Origin of the sequence: Methylobacterium sp. WL120 (assembly GCF_008039465.1) — a bacterium.
Taxonomy (GTDB): Bacteria; Pseudomonadota; Alphaproteobacteria; order Rhizobiales; family Beijerinckiaceae; genus Methylobacterium; species Methylobacterium cerastii.
Genome location: NZ_VRUT01000101.1, coordinates 1 through 17,975, shown reverse-complemented (window position 1 = coordinate 17,975; position 17,975 = coordinate 1). Strand labels below are relative to the sequence as shown.

General features: G+C 60.8%; 16 protein-coding genes and 1 pseudogene. 7 read left to right on the top strand and 10 right to left on the bottom strand.

What is annotated here, in order from left to right:
• Positions 1–239: 239 nt before the first annotated feature.
• On the bottom strand, positions 240–1,427 hold the full coding sequence (locus FV229_RS17935; RefSeq protein ID WP_147753266.1) for a flagellin: 1,188 nt from the start codon (positions 1,425–1,427) through the stop codon (positions 240–242).
• 176 nt (positions 1,428–1,603) lie between these two features.
• Here FV229_RS17935 and FV229_RS17930 point away from each other — a divergent pair, with 176 nt between their 5' ends.
• Positions 1,604–2,017: a flagellar biosynthesis repressor FlbT gene (locus tag FV229_RS17930; protein WP_147753265.1), complete on the top strand. Its 414-nt coding sequence runs from the start codon at positions 1,604–1,606 to the stop codon at positions 2,015–2,017.
• Between the two features lie 176 nt (positions 2,018–2,193).
• Here FV229_RS17930 and FV229_RS17925 read toward each other — a convergent pair whose 3' ends face one another.
• Positions 2,194–2,622, bottom strand: coding sequence for a transposase (locus FV229_RS17925; protein ID WP_147753264.1), 429 nt, complete (start codon positions 2,620–2,622; stop codon positions 2,194–2,196).
• Positions 2,623–3,186: 564 nt separating this feature from the next.
• Here FV229_RS17925 and FV229_RS17915 point away from each other — a divergent pair.
• The 4 genes from FV229_RS17915 to FV229_RS17900 are packed head-to-tail and all read left to right on the top strand — an operon-like array spanning position 3,187 to position 8,434.
• Positions 3,187–4,572, top strand: a complete 1,386-nt coding sequence (locus FV229_RS17915) for a flagellar hook-basal body complex protein (protein WP_147753262.1) — start codon at positions 3,187–3,189, stop codon at positions 4,570–4,572.
• Between the two features lie 33 nt (positions 4,573–4,605).
• On the top strand, positions 4,606–6,486 hold the full coding sequence (gene flgK, locus FV229_RS17910; protein ID WP_147753261.1) for a flagellar hook-associated protein FlgK: 1,881 nt from the start codon (positions 4,606–4,608) through the stop codon (positions 6,484–6,486).
• 49 nt (positions 6,487–6,535) lie between these two features.
• The gene (locus FV229_RS17905) at positions 6,536–8,095 is read left to right on the top strand and encodes a flagellin (RefSeq protein ID WP_147753260.1); all 1,560 of its coding nucleotides are present in this window, start codon (positions 6,536–6,538) and stop codon (positions 8,093–8,095) included.
• Positions 8,096–8,110: 15 nt separating this feature from the next.
• Entirely contained in the window at positions 8,111–8,434 is a 324-nt protein-coding gene (locus FV229_RS17900) for a hypothetical protein (protein WP_147753259.1), read from the top strand.
• Positions 8,435–8,720: 286 nt separating this feature from the next.
• On the opposite strand, the gene FV229_RS17895 is transcribed toward FV229_RS17900, so the two are convergent.
• From FV229_RS17895 to FV229_RS17875, 4 genes and pseudogenes are all read right to left on the bottom strand, one after another.
• Positions 8,721–9,050, bottom strand: a complete 330-nt coding sequence (locus FV229_RS17895) for a hypothetical protein (protein ID WP_147753258.1) — start codon at positions 9,048–9,050, stop codon at positions 8,721–8,723.
• A 612-nt stretch (positions 9,051–9,662) separates the two neighbouring features.
• Positions 9,663–9,848 (bottom strand): annotated as a pseudogene (locus FV229_RS17885) (IS6 family transposase); the annotation flags it as partial.
• Positions 9,849–9,871: 23 nt separating this feature from the next.
• Positions 9,872–10,981, bottom strand: a complete 1,110-nt coding sequence (locus tag FV229_RS17880) for an HD domain-containing phosphohydrolase (RefSeq protein ID WP_187275186.1) — start codon at positions 10,979–10,981, stop codon at positions 9,872–9,874.
• A gap of 11 nt (positions 10,982–10,992) precedes the next feature.
• Positions 10,993–11,562 (bottom strand): PilZ domain-containing protein, encoded by a 570-nt coding sequence (locus tag FV229_RS17875; RefSeq protein WP_238273184.1) that lies wholly within the window; start codon positions 11,560–11,562, stop codon positions 10,993–10,995.
• Between the two features lie 702 nt (positions 11,563–12,264).
• On the opposite strand from FV229_RS17875, the gene FV229_RS17870 reads away from it, so the two are divergent.
• Positions 12,265–12,558, top strand: coding sequence for a hypothetical protein (locus FV229_RS17870; protein WP_147753256.1), 294 nt, complete (start codon positions 12,265–12,267; stop codon positions 12,556–12,558).
• A gap of 71 nt (positions 12,559–12,629) precedes the next feature.
• Here FV229_RS17870 and FV229_RS17865 read toward each other — a convergent pair whose 3' ends face one another.
• The 3 genes from FV229_RS17865 to FV229_RS17855 all read right to left on the bottom strand — a co-directional run bounded on the left by FV229_RS17865 (position 12,630) and on the right by FV229_RS17855 (position 15,787).
• The gene (locus FV229_RS17865) at positions 12,630–14,384 is read right to left on the bottom strand and encodes a hypothetical protein (RefSeq protein WP_147753255.1); all 1,755 of its coding nucleotides are present in this window, start codon (positions 14,382–14,384) and stop codon (positions 12,630–12,632) included.
• 266 nt (positions 14,385–14,650) lie between these two features.
• Positions 14,651–14,779 (bottom strand): recombinase family protein, encoded by a 129-nt coding sequence (locus tag FV229_RS17860; protein WP_147753254.1) that lies wholly within the window; start codon positions 14,777–14,779, stop codon positions 14,651–14,653.
• 513 nt (positions 14,780–15,292) lie between these two features.
• A complete protein-coding gene (locus tag FV229_RS17855) occupies positions 15,293–15,787 on the bottom strand; it encodes a hypothetical protein (protein WP_147753253.1) in 495 nt (164 codons plus the stop codon).
• Between the two features lie 196 nt (positions 15,788–15,983).
• On the opposite strand from FV229_RS17855, the gene FV229_RS17850 reads away from it, so the two are divergent.
• Positions 15,984–16,376 carry a hypothetical protein gene (locus FV229_RS17850; protein WP_348644187.1) on the top strand — a complete coding sequence of 131 codons (393 nt, stop codon included), beginning with the start codon at positions 15,984–15,986 and terminating at the stop codon, positions 16,374–16,376.
• Positions 16,377–16,669: 293 nt separating this feature from the next.
• Here the strand turns inward: FV229_RS17850 and FV229_RS17845 are convergent, their stop codons facing one another.
• Positions 16,670–17,725, bottom strand: coding sequence for a DUF4214 domain-containing protein (locus FV229_RS17845; protein WP_147753252.1), 1,056 nt, complete (start codon positions 17,723–17,725; stop codon positions 16,670–16,672).
• Positions 17,726–17,975: the final 250 nt, after the last annotated feature.

Sequence of the window (17,975 nt, the reverse complement as noted above, 5' to 3'; positions counted from 1 at the left end):
GCGCCGACGACTGCCCACGCCCGTGACAACCTCAAGCCGGCGGACCGACCGCGGCAACTCGACCATATCCTCAAGCATAGACACAAAACGATCCGAACCAGGGACCGTCAGCCTCCACCATCGTCAGCTCATCAAAAAGGGCGGCTCCAGACCCCGCTTACGTTCTTATAGTAGGTCAGTCCAAACAAAAACGGCCAGGGTTTCCCCCGGCCGTACTCTACTCGTCAAAGCTATCCCACTTAGCGGAGGAGCTGCAGGACGCCCTGGTTCGCTTGGTTAGCGAGCGAGAGCGCAGACTGCGACAGCGACTGGCGTGTCTGAAGCGCCAGCACGTTCGCAGCCTCAAGGTTCGTGTCTGCGTTCACGAGATTAGCGGAACCCGTGTCCAGAATATTGACCAGGTTCTTCGAGAAGTCTTGCCGAGTCTGAATAATAGATAAGCTGGTCGACAAGCTACCCTGGAATGCACGTGCAGTATCAATAGCTGCGCCAACCTTATCTTCGATTGTTGAAGTCACATCGGCAAGGGTCGCAGAATTTACATTAGCGGTCTTACTAAGAAGAAAACCACTAATTGAAAGATCCTGTCCGCTGACAGACTGACTGGAAGTTGCATCCTTATTAAAACTAACATTTAGCGTGCTGGTCGACTTCAGAAGATTTGTTCCATTATAGCCCGAGTCAGACGCGGTCTGACTGATTGAGTCCATAAGATTATTGATTTGCTTCGCGTAGCTGTTCAGCGTGGTCTGCGAGACAGCATTGCTGATCTGGCTACCAAGCGGAGCTCCGCCGACGTTGCCGAACAAAGCTGTAGTTTTCGTAGTATCCGCAGCGCCACCAGTTGTAGTTACAACACCTGCGGTGAACGTTTGACCCGTTTTAGCAGTGCTGGCGGATATTTTGAGATTTCCACCTTCAAGTGAAGCTGTATAGTTTCCTCCGGTGCCATTGTTTACAGCATCAATGACACCCTGAACGCTGGTTGCAGAATCAATATCAATGTTTGTTACAGAGTGATCTGTAGTATTGCTAATCTGCAAGCTTTTGCCTGTTCCAACAAAAGCCGATCCCGCGGTAAGAGTTGCGGTACTACCGGTAACAGATGTCGACGATGCGCCACTCGCAGATTTAGCCTGCGCAATAATACCTTGGATAGCTTTAAGGTTATTGATGATGCTATCCGCACCCTTATTTGCGGCCTGAATGGTCTGAACACCATTCGACATTCCGTCCAGCAAGCTCGTGAGATTTTGCGAACGATCAGTCAAATTTTGCGAAACAGAAAAACTCAGCGGGTTATCTAATGCTGAGTTGACCTTTTTACCCGTGGCAAGTCGGTCTTGCGATGTCGATAGCAAAGCAGCTGTATTCTGCAGAGCGACAAGGTTGCTTCTGATATTCGACTGGAGAGTTACATCGGCCATTACTGATCTTCCTGATCAAAACATCGCTATATCACGACTTCGCCAATCTAGATGCTAAACACTACAATCTCGTTAAATCGAAAGCCAATGATGTAACAGATGCGGCCTTCACCTTGGAATGATTAACCATTGATTAATGGAGGGGTGATATACCACTAAAAAAAGGGACGAGATCTATGCCGCTTAAGCTTACGCTGAAACCTAATGAACGCCTAATTATAAATGGCGCATCGATTAGGAATGGAGATCGAAGCTCTACTATCATCATGGAGACAAAATGCAAATTTTTACGTGAGCGGGAAATTATGCATGAAAGCGATGCAAACACCGCAGCTAAGATGATTTGCGTTACTCTTCAAATTATCTACTTGAACGATAATCCCTCTGAGGCAATGGAATTATTCTATCGGCAAGCTGCAGACATGATGGCAGGGGCACTGAGCACGGCTCCCTACATATTAGCGATCCAACAAGAACTTGAGGCGCAGCGTTACCACGCTGCGATCAAGAAGGGACGCGAACTGATCGCTTACGAGCGAAAAATGCTGGACCACGCATCTTCTGCTGCAAGCGCGGCTACAGCAGCATAGTCGTGTCTGTAGCGGTCTTAGAGCCTGTTTGAGTCGGTTCCTTTCAGGCTGGATTGTTAAGAGCCTTGGCGGCCATAAGGCTGGTAACGCAGGCGAGGCGACCCGTTGCGACGTCGAGGCGACCGGCGCGCTCGCGGTGTAGGCCGCCCCAATGGCTGAGCCAGCCGAAGGTCCCCTCATCCTGAGCTTGTCGAAGGATCGACGACCCAGCGCCACTCCAAGACGAAGAAGCCATTCTGGTCCGGCGCCTTATCGACGACGCGGTGGCGCATGCCATGGACGAGGCACCATTCCTGGCAGCGCTCAACTGTGAAGGCACCATCGAATATGGCCAGTCGCAGGCACGGCCACGTCTCCTTGCCGTCATCGAGGGCCGGTAGCGTATCGCGATCCTGCACGTTCGCCGGCACGACGGCGAGCGCCAGCACGTGCCCTTCGGCGTCGACCAATACAACGCGTTTGCGTCCGACCAGTTTCTTGGCTCCGTCATAGCTGCGCGGCCCGCGCACGCCGATACACTTGATGCTTTGCGTGTCGACGATTGCCAGCCGCGGCTCCGGCCGGCGTCCGCAACGCTGTCGTTGCCGGCGGGTCAGATTTCGCATGAGGTCCTCGAACAGGCCCTTCTCGATCCAGCGCCGGAACCAGCCGTAGACCGTACGCTAGGGTAGAAACCCCGCTGGCAGCGCCCGCCACGCGTCGCCAACCCGCAGGTGCCAAGCAATCGCTGCCAGCACTTGGCGCGCAGGCGTCGCTCCCGGACTGCTGGGCGGATCTGCCCGCTCCACAAAGCAAGCTACCTCGTCCAAGCCTGCCTGCAGCACCATGTCCTTCAGACGCGCTTCATGACGCGTCCGATGTCGGTCCGTCAACATCTGCTCTCAACTCCACCCCGCCAGGCGGAATTCTTGTTCGCACACGAGACAGATGGGGACGGCCGGCTGAGGAACTCAAACAGGCTCTTTATCTGAGCGCCCAGGCGGGACTCCCCCCTTAGCCCGAAATCTTACGAATTAAGTCGGCACGATCTGCACGCCGCCGGCAAAACGTGCCGAGGCACGGCCGGATCGTTGCGGCTAGATGCGCTTAAGGTGTTGATCCGCTTGGTGTCATGGGTTGGATCGCCCCTTGCTTGGAGACAGCGCAGTACCGCATGAGGTTCCCCTGACATGGACATTTTCTCCGCCCTGCAGACGGCAGTCTCCGGACTGAAGGCGCAGTCCTACGCCATCAACAATATCTCTGGGAACATCGCGAACTCGCAGACCACCGGTTACAAGCGCGTCGACACCAGCTTCGTCGATCTGATGGCCGAGCAGACCCCCAAGCACGAGGTTGCCGGCACGGTGCTGGCCCAAGCCCAGCTCACCAACACCATCCAGGGCAACATTGCCTCGACGCAGGTCGCCACCAACATGGCGATTAGTGGCCAGGGATTCTTTACGGTTCAGCAGAAAACCGGCGACGCCAACGGCCAAGCGACATTCAGCGGCCAAACGATGTACACCCGCCGCGGCGACTTTACTCCCGACAAGGACGGCTACCTCGTCAATGGGGCGGGCGGGTACCTGCTCGGCCAAAACATCGACCCCATCACCGGGCAGACGACGAGCCAGGGCCCGATCAAGGTCGCCAACGTGATGCTGCCGGCCAAGCCGACCGACACGATCACCTACGCGGCGAACCTCCCCTCGGCCCCCGTCACGTCCACGTCCGCGACGGCCGGATCGTACCTCTACAAACCGACCAACACGACGCTAAATGTCACTTCGACCACCGCGCCGACAGACGCGGGGCCGAGCACCGCGTCTGCCAAGGACGTCACGGAGCTCACCAACAACAGCATCATCGGCCCGCAGGTGACCGCCTACACCACCACCGGTGCACCGGTGACCGTGTCGACCCGCTGGGCCAAGGTGTCCGATGCTGACTCCGCGAATAAGAAGGACGCGGTGTGGAACCTGTTCTATCAGTCAGATTCGACCGCTACCTCACCGGTTTGGACCAACGCAGGTATGGCAGTGACCTTCGACGGGTCCGGGCAGATGACGGAGCCGAGCGCCGGGTTGATCCCGATCAACAAGCTGACGGTGAACGGCACGAACCTCGGGACGGTCAACATCAACGTCGCGAAATCCAGCCTCACGCAGTACGCGAACGCGACCGGTGCGGCGTCCACCAACGCGCTGACCCAGAACGGCAACAGCGCCGGTACGCTGAACAGCGTGGCCGTCGGGGACGACGGCAAGCTCAACGGCACGTTCTCGAACGGCACGGTGGCCACGCTCGCCAACGTTGGCATCGCCCACTTTACCAACCCCGACGGGCTGAAGCCCAACTCCGCCGGTAACTACCTGCAGACTGCCGAGTCCGGCGTGCCGCTATCTGGTCTGAACGGCGGGACGCTCACGGGGTCGAGCGTCGAACAGTCGAACACCGACATCGCGAGCGAATTCTCTAAGATCATCGTAACGCAGCAGGCGTACTCAGCGAACACTCGGGTCATGTCGACGGCCCAGACAATGATGTCAGACCTAATGAACATCATCCGATAGCCCTGCTGACGACGACGCAGGCGGAGGCCGAACATGTCCTTGAACGCGCTCTCGACTGCGACCGCTGGCCTCGCGGCGACACAGGCTGCCATCGGCGTTGTCTCGCAGAACATCGCCAACGCGGGCACTGTTGGCTACGTCAAGCGCACTCTCAGCTCCGTCACTACGGGCCCGTACAACTCGGGCGTGGCGACTGGGGCGGTTGCGCGTAGCTTCGACGCGGCCGCCCTCAGGCAGCTCCGCTCGGAGACTTCGGGGGCGGCCTATACCAGCACCAAGTCAACGATCGTCACTCAGCTCGACAAGCTCTACGGCATGCCTGGCAGTTCGACCGCGCTCGACGGTGTGCTCAACACCTTTACCGCCTCGCTGCAGCAACTTGCGGCCAACCCCACCGTCGCTGCGGCCCGATCCACAGTCGTCGGCAACGCGTCCGCGCTGGCCGCGGCGATCAACGACGCCGCGAGCGGTGTGCAGTCGCTGCGCACTGGTGTCGAGGCGCGGCTCGGGGCCGACACTCGAGACGCGAACGCCTTGCTCACGGGCATCGCGTCACTCAACGCCAAGATCCAGACCACCACCGACAGCGCCGCGTTAGCCGACTTCCAGGACCAGCGCGACCAGAAGATCAACGGTCTCGCGTCCTACATGGACTTGCAGACGGTCCAGCAGGGCGACGGGTCGGTCACGGTCCTCACGCAGACCGGTGTCACACTCGTCGACCGCGGCAACGCGACTGCCCTGCGCTTCGACGGCCGCGGCACCCTGAGCCCGGCCTCGACCTACGCGTCGAACCCATCCGACCGCACGTTGGGCACCGTTACCGCGACGCTGCCGGGGGGCGGGACCGTCGACCTCGGCTCGCTGGGTGTCTTGCGTTCGGGTAGCCTCGCCGCGGGGATCGAGCTGCGCGACCAAGTCCTCACGCAGGCCCAGCGCCAGCTCGACGATCTCGCCGCCGGCCTCTCCACCGCGCTGACGAACACGGGTACATCCGGTAGCCTCGCGGCCGGGGCGACCACGATCACCCTACCGAAGATGCAGGCCGGCAACGCGCTGACCTTCCCCGTGACCGATACCTCGGGCATGGGGCGCAACGTGACGCTCGTTGCCTCGACGGCGGGGCCGTTCGGCACCATCGTCCCGGCGGGGCAGACCACCGATGCGAACGGCCTCACCCTGACGTTCGACGCGAGCGGCGACCCGGCGACCTATGCGGGCAAGATCCAGGACGCGTTCACGGCGTTCGGTCAAGATCCCAGTGCCGCGCGCTACAAGCTCCCGACGCTGGGCGCGACAGGGGGGACAGGGTCGAACGTAACTCTCACGGCGGGAGGCAAGATTGCTGGGGCGGCGAGCGCCACCACGACGGTGCCAACCTCAACCGTGCCAGCATCCGGCTATCCACAGATCGCTCTGTTCGTGGATGGGTCGGGCGGAAAGCTCTACACCGGGTCGTTCGACGACGGCTCGCAGCTCACGGGCTTTGCCCAGCGCATCGCAGTCAATCCGGCCATTGTCGGCAATACTGCTGCCCTCACCGCGTCAAGCGCAACGGACCTCAACGCCTCCGGCAGCCGGGCGCAGGCGATCTATAGCGCGTTGACCGCGACCCAACAGACCTTCTCGTCCTCCAGTGGCATCGGCGGTGTCGTTGCGCCCTACAGTGCCACCGTTGTTGGGTTCGCGCAGGGGGTGATCTCCGCTCAAGGCGAGGCTGCGTCCCAGGCCGCCGCGCAGGACGATACCCAGCAGGTCGCCCTATCGACCGCGCAGGGACGCTTCTCTGCGCAGGCCGGGGTGAGCATCGACGCGGAGATGTCCAACCTCATCGCACTGCAGACGGCCTACGGCGCGAACGCCCGCATCCTCGCGGCCGCCCGCGACATGCTCGACCAGTTGCTGCGGATCTAACACCGACCCGCCCGTGGGCGGAACACTACCAGGCCGAGGGAGGCCCCCGATGTCGACGATCTCACCGTTCGCGGCCGGCTCTTACGCTACAAACCGCAACACGTCCCAGCTACTTGCGCTGAAGGGGCAGCTCAACGACCTGTCGACGCAACTCTCGACGGGGCTAAAAGCGCAGACCTACGGGGGGCTCGGCGTTGGGCGCGCCACAGCACTCGGCACGCAGGCCACGATAAGCGCGCTATCGGGCTACGCCGCCGGCATCACCGCCGCTCAGACGCGGACCAAGGTCGCTGTGGCGAGCCTAACGCAGGTCGTGGCCATAGGTACCGGGACCCAGACCGCGCTCGCCAACGGTCTGCAGAGCATCCCGATCAACACGACCACCGCTCGGACTCTCGCCACGGGGAACCTGCAGTCGGCTCTCGACACGTTTAACCAATCGGCGGGGACCGATTACGTGTTCGGCGGCCGCAACGGCACGACACAACCCGTGGTGGATGCCAATACCATCATCGACGGGTTGACGAACGCCGACGGCACGACACAAGCTGGGCTCAAGGGCGTGATCACCGAGCAGGTTAAGGCGGACCTCGGGACGGCGAGCAACGGGCGGCTAACGCAGACCCAGCCGACGTCCGCCTCGGTCCAAGTGAGCGAAGAGACCAACGACGCGACCAGGGGCAAGTTCGGCTTCACCCTTGCGGGCAAGCCATCTGCTACCGGAACCGCGATCTCCGTCGGATATACCACCAGCACGCCGACCAGCGCGGCCTCGTTCACCCTCGGCGTAGCGTCGCAGCCTACCGCGGGCGACACGATCTCGTTCGCGCTCAAACTCCCCGACGGGACGTCGACGACCGTGACACTTGCTGCGGCGGCGACCGCGTCCGCGGACTCAACGAGCGCCTTCAAGATCGGCGCGGACGTCAACGCGACCGCCGCGAACCTCTCCGCCGCCCTTGGAAACGCGCTTCAGGCTGCAGCCGGCGGCGCGCTGACGGCGAGTGCTACGGCCCGGGCTGCGCAGAACTTCTTTACGGGATCGGCCTCCGCCGGGGTGACGCCGCAGCGGGTGACGTTCGACGCTAAAAAGAACCCGACGGGTTATACGGCCGGCACGCCGCAGAACACGGTCGTCTGGTACCAGGGCGAGGATGGGGGCACGGACCCACGCGCGAGCCAAACCGTCCAGATCAGCGCGACGGGCACCGTGCAGACGGGCGGACGCGCGAACGAGGCGGCGATCCGCGCGACGCTGGCCGGCCTCGCGACCGTCGCGTTCGGTCTACCTGACAGCGGATCGGCCAACGCGGGAACCGCCTACCAGGCGATCTCCGACCGGGCCAAGCCGCTGCTGGCCACGGCGGACACCTCGCCTGGCGTCCAAGACATAGTGACGTCGCTCAGCCTTGCCGCGACCCGGCTGTCGGACGCTGCGACCACTAACACGGCCGCGCAGAACACCCTGCAGGACACTCTGGAAGGCGTCGAGCAGGCACCGATACAGGAGACCGTGGTCAAGCTGCTCGACATACAGAACCGCCTGCAGGCAAGCTACCAGCTCACCTCGACCCTCTCTAAGCTTTCGCTCGTCAACTATCTTAGCTGACCACAAGGCGAGTGCATGCCGATCTACGCCCTCAGCGTCGACATCGGGCCTGGCGACCACCGGGCCGTCCGCTCACTTGCTATCCGCCTGCGCGACGAGGTGCGCCGAGGCCGCCGGCCAAACCAAGTGAGCGTGAACGGGTCGCTCTCCATCCTCCAAACGCCCGAGACGGCGTCCGCGCTAATCGCGCGGATCGTCGGGGCGGGCATCCTCGATCCCGCGCATGACCGCCTGTCGGTCATCGACCTCGCCGCGCGCAAAATCACAAACTGGGGCCGGCACGACCCGGCAATGCGGGAGACCTTCCCGCTGCTTGTGACCGACTCACATTGCGGCTAACCGTGTATTGCCCTTAATTGAAGTTGCCGGACGACTGGCTAACGATTGCTTTGGACGAGAGCCAATATTACTTCCGGCGTCGGAGTTAGATGCAAAATGGAATAATTATTCAGTATTGGTGTGCAAATCTTTGGCCATCGATAGCACACTGTGGCGATTCACATTTTCGAATGTTAGTGTCAAAATTACAAACTACCCTATCACACGCAGAGATCAGAATGGAAATGAAAAATAAGCACTAGGAATGCAGACACTAAACTGCTAATCACGCCTTAAGACCGGATGGTCAGGCAGTGAAATCGACTTTGCTACCTAGTGATAAGGACGTTTGCGAAGCTAGGTCGCTTGCTGATGCCTTAGCTTGAGTGAGCTCGCCCTGGGCTTTATCCACCAGCTTTTGATCACAGGCCGCGCAATCGGGACTGTGAGTTCGCTTGTCCTGGTCCACCGTGCTGTTGGCTTTGGCGAGCGCCTGCTGGGCTGCCGCAACCGCGGCTTGCGTCTTGGCCGCTGGATGGGCTGTCTCAGCCGAGTTGGCAGATTTCGTCAGCCCTACCGGTTTGAATGGTAGCGTATAAGTTCCACCCACGCCTACCGCATTGATACTACTCGACATCGGCCCAAATCCAAATCAGCAGCTCGCGTGAGATGTTATAAGCGACAGGTTGATATGCTACTAATTGGCTAGCAGACGATACAGTGGCTGTCAGATGCCTTCATCTCGGCTTCCACTGCAGCGCTGCGGGGCTCGATCCCTCGACGTTCGGGGCGCACTCGCTCCGGGCCGGCTACATCAAAACAGAGGCCGAGCGCGGTGCAGATCTCGCCCGCATCATGGATCAGTCAGGCCGTCGCGATCCTGACCGCGACGGAGCAGCGGGTCGGGACTCCCATGCCGGACCGTGAGACAGCAAAGGTTCTTCAGTCGCGACACCGTTGAGCTGTCGGTACCCGATCGAAGGCACCGTGCCCCCAAGCCGGGCTCAGGACCGGTTCGCTGGTGAGATGGACGAAGCACCCGTCGCCCCGTGATCGGATCGGGGGACGGGCTTGCCTCACTATGGCTCGACTGCCAGCCCCGATTGAACGAAGCGTCCAGCAACCTACCCGGCGCGCCTGGCGCTCCAGCTTCCACTGCAACTGACGATGCCGCCGCTGGTGTGCCACGTCCCGCGGGCGTGTCGCAAACTCGGATCTGAGACGCGGAACGACCTCTGCCGTCCCGCTTTCACCCTTTGTTCCCTTGGGGTAGCACGAAGCAGAGTGCGAGTAGCTGGTTCTGCTCCCGCACTGTCCATGCACCGGCGAACCCGAAGCCCTTGCGCAGCCAGAGCATGGCCTCAAAACCCTGGATGGTGCGCCGCGCCGTGTTGAACGAGCGGAAGCCGCCCACCCGCGGCATCGATCGCTTCACACCCCTAAGATTGTGGACGATCATCAGGCAGCCTCCCGCTCCTCGGGTTTGAGGACCGCCCTGGCGAGAGCGTCCACCATCGAGCGTTCGAGCTTGTCACCCATGCTGTAGAGGATACCGAAGGCTTCCTCGGGGCTCTTGGCGTCCTTGTACGGGCGCTTCTCGATGAGGGCCGCGTAGATGTCACAGATCGTCATGAGACGGACGGGATCGGCTATCCCGTCGCCGCGCAGCCGGTCGGGATAGCCGGTGCCGTCGAGCATCTCATGGTGGTGGAGGGCCGTGTTGAGCGTGAGTTCGTCCGTCACGCCGCCGCGGACGAGGATGTCATGGCCGATCTTGGCATGGGTACGCATCACGGCCCATTCGCCGTCGTCGAGCTTGCCTGGCTTGTTCAGGATCTTGAGCGGGATGCGCCCCTTACCGAGGTCGTGCATCAGGGCGGCGCGGATAAAGCGCTTCTGGTCGGCCTTCGGGAAGTGCAGGTTCATTGCCACGGCGGCGGCCAGTCCCGCGACCTGGAGGGAATGCTGGTAGGTGGTGTCGTCGTGGACCCAGACGCTGTCGAGCCAGCGTGCGAGGCCGCCATGCCGGATGGCGTTGATGACGGGATCGACGCCCGCGTCGACGGTCGGCAGGTCGATGGCGCCGCCCGCATCGACGACTTTCAGGATGGCGCCCACCGCCAAGCCGGACTTGGCGAGCCCGCGGTTGACGATCCGATCTACGATGCTTTGATCGGGATGCGTCGTGTTCACGACCGCCGCCGCGAGTTTGCGCGGCGGCGTTGCCGCCGAGAGGCAGATCTTGGCGCCGACGGCCTTGGCGCGCATGAAGTTATTCTCGCCTTCGCTGCCGTCGACCTTGCGCAGCATGCTCATGAGCGGCGCCTCGCGCATGCTCTTGTTGCGCAGGATTTGACGTAGGGACTTGACTGAGGCCTCACGATTGAAGGCGATGTCCGTGACAACGCCCTCGCAGACGTCCCCTGACAGGTCGCCGTGATCCTGGTTGTAGAAATCTGGCCCTGTCACGCGGACGTCCATGGCGATCCCAAGGGCCTCGGCAACTGCCTCGCCGCGGTCTAGTCGGTCCGTCACGAGCAGGATGTAACCTTCCTTCGTCTCGATCACCGGTTGCCCCATCACAGCACCACATGTTCGTTGAAAGTGATCGGGCTGAAGGGGAGTTTGAACTGAACGGCGATCCCATCCGCGGTTTGTCGTACAACCGTAGCGAACCGCTTCCCCACCGTGACGGCCGACCCAAGATCAGGGCGTTCGCTCGTAGCGAGTGCTGCGCCAGACATCGAAAGATCAAGGATCTCAGCAACAATCGTCTGGCTGTTCGGAAGCCTTACGTTGACAGCCCTCTGAGCCGGTACGATCCGAGGATTACTTCGCTGGTCGGTTGTGTCGCCGGCACGGGCACGGAGCCACGTCAGTCGATCCTCAATCCTGGTCTGACGCTCTCCACTTGCTTCGACAAGCATCGTGAACCCGGCGGGGCTCACCTCACCAATCAGCCCAGGCACAACCCCGACTGCGTCAAGGTAGCAAGTCGCCTTCATGCCACGCCGAACCGGAAGCATTCCGCCGCGCCTTATTATCTCGAAGACTGAGCTTGGTGAGATCCGGGCAACGCAGAGTGCTTCGATGCCGTTCTCTAAAAGAAATCTTCCTTGAGTCTCAATCATTGAGGCTACAGCACGCAACTAGATTACTATCTTCACCCTATATATCAGGCTATAGGTTTACAAACTATCTCAGGTTGAGAAAAATGCAAAATTCGCTAGGGAGCCAACCTTATTGTGGTGCCGGCATGGTGACCGTGACCGCGCCGGCTTCGGCTCTGGCAGGAGGCAACGGCTGAAACTGACTGGCCCCGGCGTTCTCCAACGAAGCGCGAGGCCAGATTTCATAACGCTCAATCAGCGTGGACGTGCTGTTCCCTGTACGCGAACGGCTCCGCATCGGCTCGCCTGCGCTGCGTCCAGTCTCCCGAATTTTTGAATTCCAGGCAGCCTATCCTGACGCATTTGAGCGTAAGGAAAATGGTCGTTTTTCAGGCACATCGTAAGCGCTCGATGATGGCTGCCTTGCGGGGATAGGGCTTGGATCTAGATACAGGTGCTGGCGCGGGATGGCGCTGTATCGGCAACCCATCCACTCGACACTTGGCTATATCACGCCCGAGCAGGCCGAACGGAACGTGAGCTAAACCCCGTGTCCGTGGAACCGGGGGAGGATCAGGGGAACACCGGATCTCACCAGCGAGGCCGATACGCAACCTCGCCGCGGATCAGTAGGACAAAGATTGAAATGGGGGTCGGGCCGGCTGCCGCGACAGGCCAACATCGCTTGGCCCTTTCGGCCCGCCCAGGCGTTGCCCTGCGCTACAATCAGAAAGACAGTCCATGCCAGATCAGCAGCCCGCCAAAGCGACCACCGGTCCTCTCACCGTCGAGGGGGCAATCGATGCACCGGTCATCTACTTCGACGAGGCGCCGGTCTTTGGCCTGAACCCGACCGGTGTCCCAAGCATCCTGCTGTGCACCCTGGTGCAGGACATCGACGAGAACGGACAGCCGTTGCTCCACAAGAAGGTGGTGGCGCAGTTGCGGGGCTCGCTTCTAGCCTTCCAGGGTTTGCTGCGGGACCTTCAGCAGATCGAAGCGCTGCTGACACGGCCTGACACGCCGGCAAATTAGCAGGTGAGGTCAGTCAGGGGGGCTTGATGAGGTGGACGGCCCCCCGCCCATTTCAGCTGCGAGGCTTGCCGTCATGGCTGGTAGAAGACCTCGATCGCTTTCCCGAGGGTCGGATTGCAGCGCAACTGAATGACCGACCCCGCATTCATAGCACGGTTCCGGCCCGAGGCTGTTAGGATGTTACCGCCCGCATAGAGGGTTCCGCCATTCGCGCTCCCTTCGATCGTGATGAGCCGGCTGCCCCAGCAGCCCGAGATGTTGCCACTATTGATGACGCCGTTGATGCGCACCTCGTCGCTATGGGCCGGGATGGCTAGAGGATCAGTCGGTGGCACGCTCGGAAATGTTAGTCTATGCGCGCCGAAGGTCGGGATGCCTGATGTCAGGTAAGGGGCGACAACGCGCAGGTCCGCGACTTTGTCCGTCGTAACACCGGCTGTCAGTGCGACGGGCGGGACGGTCAGATTGACCTCGACGTTGAACAAACCGGACAGGAACGAGGCGGTGCTGTTGAGGCCGATCACCGAGGTGCCCGTTGGGGCATTCCGGATGGTGGCGTTGCCGATATGCAGGTTCCCGCCGCTCATCTCCAGCGGGTAGCCGTATTGGCCCTCGAAATGGGCGATCGCAATGGAGTTGCGGTTGCCGTTCGCAGCCGCGCTTTCGAGGCCGATCTCCGAGCCCCACACTTCAAGAAGCCCGATATTCACGTTGGTGACGTTGGCCCCGAACCGCAGGCCGCGGGTGCCGGGCAGGCCCATGATACCGGTATCGAGCCATAGCCGGCCAATATCGAGGGCGGCGGTACTCTGAAAGTCGGCTCCGATGTCGAAGTTGATCAGGAGCGCTCCGTCGATCTGAAGCCCGTCGTTCTGGCCCTGTACGAGAAGACCGGTGCCGACGCTCCGCAGGGCCGCCCCGTTCTTGTCTGAGCGGCCGTAGGGCCAGCCATGCAGGTCGCGCACCCGGATGACGTCGCTCGACTGCCTGAAGGTGATCGCTGCTTTTCCGGGTGCGCCAGGGTTCACGTCGAAGGCAAAGCGCGACACGGTTGCCCGAGATGCGCCGACCGAGACAAGAGCGCGGGCCTGCCCCACGCAGAGCACATCCTCGATGACGTATCCATCGGCCCCACGGGCGCCGGCAGTCCCGAGGGAGCCGGACGCAGGAGCGGCGGTGATGCAGTCCCCCCTGTAGGCCGAACCGTCCGCAGCTGGCAGAGACATTGGCACGCCCCTATCCGCGCGCAGCACGATGGTCCGTCTCAAACCCGAAGCACCGTTGAGGGTGATCGTGCCGGTATGTTCAAGGCGGATGCCGCCGACGAGGCCCAGTGTCACCCCCTGGTTGGTGCCGCCCGGATTGGCAGGCACGCCCCCAGCCCCTTCGACTGTGACTCCTGGGGGGACCTTCAGCGAAGTGACGGAGCACCAGCGCCCGGCGGGCAGGCGAATAACAGCGCCGGCGGGGCGACCTTCGAGATACGCCTGAATTTTGGCCGTCTCGTCTGTGCCGTCGCAAAGCGCCGCGTCGAGCAGAGACGAGGCATCGTCGAGCCGAGAAGCAGGGGGGCGCTCAGAGAGGCCGCCAGTGAACAGGGCCTCCCGGCGCAACACCGATCCTGCAGAGCGCGGTTCCTCCCTTGAAAACGCCTCGGGGGCAGCCTGAAAGACGCCATCCCACTGTAGACCGAGCGATGCTCCTGCCGGGATAGGGCGATGCTCTTTCCACATGAGACCCACCGAGCCGGGGGGCTGTTCGGCTTCGGCAGGCATGGAGGCGATGATGATCGCCACCGTAGCGGCGATGAGGAGGCGTGTACGCATGAGATCGTCCGGGGTGAAGGCGTTTGGTGTGCAGAGTGACGCCGCCTTGCGTCGTCGCAAGGGTATTGGTCGACAACGGGGCTTTCGCAAACGCGCACGTCCCTTCACTCACGGATCGTTGGCCGTCCCTGACCAGCTTGCCGCCTCCGCCCTGAAGCCGGCCATGATCCTTCACGCCATTGCTGCGACGCTGAAGCAGCGCGCCAAGACCGATTTCAAAGGCCGCAACTTCGTGGCGTCGTGCAGGCCGTCTCCTGGTACCTGCGCTACCCCACCCGCTCCAGAACACGTTGGACCTGGGTCGCCGACCACGTGCCGCCACGGGCTGTCGGTATGCCCCGTGCGCTCAGGCCAGCCGCGATCTGACGCAGGACCGCTACGCTGCTGACGATCATCGACGGCGTTCCCGTCTGTGCTCTATCGAAAGATGCCTCAATCCCTGATGCCACGGCTCGACGATGCGCGCAGCGATTTCGTACGTTGCGGCTTAGCTGCGGACTGACATCCCACACATATGGAGTTTGTCGCTTTTGCTACTGCGGCTTCAAATTTCGAGTCGCGAATGCCTTGCTCCTCGGCAGCTTGCGAAGCCCTCTTCTCGCGATCTTGGCTCGATGTGTCAGGTCTCTCGATGCTCTGATTTGTCTCAGCCTTCGGTAGCACTTTACCTGCTGCGTGCGCGGTGGATACAGCGGCTAGTACAAGCCACACTGTCGCAATGACGCTGCGCATCAATCGCCCTCCCAGCGAGAATTATCTTTGCGACTATGCGCTGTTCGTACGGCTTAGATAAGTCCAGTAGAAGCCTGGCAGTCAGCTTTTTCACTTCACTTGGTGCTGGCCGACCTGCCATGCCGAGATTGCCCAGGGTTAGGTGAACAAGAGCCGGTTCATAGGCTAACTGCCTCCTACCCCTCCCAACCCCTCGGCTGTGCATCCTCGCGTAGCATCGCCATGGATGACTCGTACTTCGCCAGAAGCCGGGCCCGAGTCGCCGCGGCCAGCTTTGCCATGCGGTCCGCGTCGGCGTCGTCCTCGTTGTCGGAGAGCTTCACGAGGATGGCCGGCAGCGAGGCAATCCTCCAGAAATCGGAGGATGGCGGGGTTGATACCCTCAATGCCGAGATCCCTGGCATTGCCTCCAGACTCACAGGAGCCCCAAGAACGGGCGCCGACTCTCGGCCGCGCTTTATCAGACCTAAATGGAGCGCTGCCGCCGCTGGGCGGCCTCTGGACGGCTTCGCCAACGTCGCCCGCGCGCGCTTGCGGATGCAGGCCCGCCGCTCGGCCTGAAGGCCTGACGCCACCCGCCTTTCCCAACGCCGCCTGTGCTCCGCCTGGGCCATAGGATCACGGTCGCTTGCGCCGACCGCGGCTGGGCTCCTCATCGCGGCGATCGTCATCCTCGCCCTCTCGGGCCTCGAAGCCTCTGAAGGTCCTCGCCGATGAACGCCTTCCTCGCCGTGGTCCTTGTGTGTTCCTCCTCGGTCTCGGGGCCGGAGTGCGGCCGCGACAACATCCTCGACGTGGCGATCCAACCGCCGCGACTTATCCGGGAGCCTTGCGCTCCGGAGCGCGATCCAGCCGGACCAGCCTGCCGTGCGCGAGGTGCGCCTCAGGATGTCCGCCGGGCTTCGCGATCAGCCCCACGTGGTGATGAGCTCGTGGCGCGGCGTGTCGGGCCGGCGTTACGTCGTCATTGTGCATGACCTCGCCGACGCCGGCACGATCGAGACGCCTAGCGCGGTAGTCCTCGGCGTCCGCCGCCGAACGGCGCGACCGAGCTTCACATCCACCGGCTCGCCGACACAACGGCCGAGCGCGACGCCATGGTGCGCGACCTGGTCGACGACGATGTCTGAGCCGCGCCACTGCCTCGATCTGTGGCAGCTGCTCGACGTTTACCGCTGCGTCGGCGAGATCATGGTCGAAGCCGCCCTGCAGATGCCGTTCGCGATGGCGGACGTCTGGGCACAGGCAAGGCGGCGCTGATGTTCCGCGGCTAGCTCCGACGACGCATTCTGGCTCTCACGCGGGCGCTCGCAAACGAAGGCCAATCGGCCTGATTTGCATGGACGGCTATGATGAGGATCAACTTAAATCTGAATAAAAATAAGATGAAAAATCTTATCTTGGCCTTCTAGAGCCGCGCGGCGATGGTCTAAAATTGTTTGCCAATTAAATACAATTGTTACACGTATCGCTACTCACTGACTAAAGCGATGTCGAAGAAATATTTTAATCCCACCCAGCATTACGCTGGGCGGGAACGTAATATCTAAGTTTCAAGCGACACCATAATCGAGCAGAATGCCATTCTGAAGCTGGTGATCTGTCTGGTTGTGATTTTCCGGACTTTCGGAGAAACCAACGAGCACTGACGCACGGTCCATCGTGTGGTTAGCTAGATTGTTCGTCCAGTATGCAAAGCCAGTTGCATCTGGTGCGCGGTGCAGTGTGTTGCTGTACAGGGCGTTGACGAACTGCTGGTCCGTAAGGTTCGAACCATACTTCTGATTAAACTCCGGAGAGGTCAGAAAACTTTGCGCGTCATCGTGTAGACTTTGGCCCTGGTCAAGATGAGTCACATGATATTTTAGGCCAACAGCATCGGGCGCCCGATCGAGAGCTGCCTGATAGAGCCGATATGCTTGTCCAGCATCGCCATTGAAATCGAGCGCTAGGACCTTGTTATCGGTGAAGTAGATCCTCTCAACATTAGCCGTGTAGCTGATTTCACCAGTAGATGTGTTTTGCAGGGCTAGGACACCATTTTGGGCAGCAGCATTGAATTGCGTGATCGCACCATTGGTGACGAAGGTATCGATACCGGTGCCACCATCAACGACGTCATTGCCGCCCCTGCCAAAGATGACGTCATTCCCACCGAGAGCGGAAAAGGTATCATTGCCGGCGGTTCCCTGGAGCGTCTCAGACGCCGACGTGCCCGTGATAGTAAGGCCAGGCGTGCCAGCATTTGTTGGAATGCTGCCCGTCCCGCCGGTGCCGGTTCCCGTCCCGCCTAGCAAACTTCCCGTCAGGTCAATAATGGTTTGGCCGATCCCTGAGATGCCACCCGGAATAAGGCCAGTGGTCCCAGTCGCCGTGCCACCTCCGAAGAGGCCACCCAAGAGTCCGCCGTCGTGAGAGGTGGACCCGGTACCAAGGTCTAGGCCGAGATTGATCGTTGATGAAGAAGCAGTCGTACCGGTTGTGCTCGCCCCCCCCGCGCCGACATTCAAATTTAGCAATGGATCCAGGTTGAGGTTCAACAATCCTCCAGCTGAATTTGATGGAGAAGAGCCGCCGCCAAGGAGGCCAAGATTGATGGAGAGTGCCATGTTCCCTCACTTTACTCAATTGCAGCCTGACGATGTGCTATCACCGCAGGAAACACAACCCAGGATTGAATATTAGGTTGCATAAGTGTGAGGGACGGTAAATCTATAGAAAAGCTATAAAAACGATTTTTTGTAAATAATTTATCTAATTTTAAATCATGAAACTGGCGCTTGTCTCGATCGCTTATCGAATTAGAAGCGTCGTTCTTATTTTGATAGTATAGTTTTTAAATACTTAAGTATTATATAC